The sequence below is a fragment of the Streptomyces sp. CO7 genome (genome assembly GCF_053474865.1).
In genome coordinates this window covers 1-755 of sequence record NZ_JBRIOU010000054.1, presented here as the reverse complement: position 1 = coordinate 755, position 755 = coordinate 1, and the positions used below count along the sequence as shown (strand labels likewise).

Sequence of the window (755 nt, the reverse complement as noted above, 5' to 3'; positions counted from 1 at the left end):
CGACTCCACCGCCTCACCCGCACCGGAGCCCTCCAGGACGACACCACGGTGGTGCCCGCCACCACGGAGGCCGTCGAGCGGTACGTCCGCGCCTACCGGGACCACCCCGACCGGCAGCAGGCTCTCGGCCCCCGCTCCCGACCTCGCACCGACCACGCCGCCGGCGGAACTGCGCGCCGAGCTCCTGGACTGCCTCCAGGTCAACCTGGCCTGGTACGCCCTGGCCGAGCACGGTGTCCCGTCGCTGGTCCTCGGAGCGCGACTGGAGTTCGCGCCCCGCGACGGCGGACCCGGCGGCCTGCCGACCGTGGAGGCCGCCACGGACCCCCACGTCGCGCACACCGCCGCGGCACTCGGGCTGGCCGTCACGGAGCGGGACACCCTCCCGCCCGGCACCCTGCCGCCCGGCCCCGGAACGCTGTACGTGGTCGCCGACGCCTACCACCTGCCCTGGGTGCCGTACCACGGCCACGAGCACATGGACCACAGCTTCCTGCTCGAGCGGGACGCCTCCGGGCGCGCCGTCGTGCGCGACGGCTACCACAACGACACCGCGTACGGTCCGGCCCGCCCGGGCGCCTGGACCCTCACCGAGGAGGAGCTCGCCGAGGCCCTCGGCCACGGCGCGCGACTCCACCGCCTCACCCGCACCGGAGCCCTCCAGGACGACACCACGGTGGTGCCCGCCACCACGGAGGCCGTCGAGCGGTACGTCCGCGCCTACCGGGACCACCCCGACCGGCAGCAGGCTCTCG

Annotated in this window: 1 pseudogene; it reads left to right on the top strand. The window is 76.0% G+C overall.

What is annotated here, in order from left to right:
• Positions 1-307: 307 nt before the first annotated feature.
• A pseudogene (locus ACOV8S_RS31040) lies at positions 308-755 on the top strand (hypothetical protein); the annotation flags it as partial.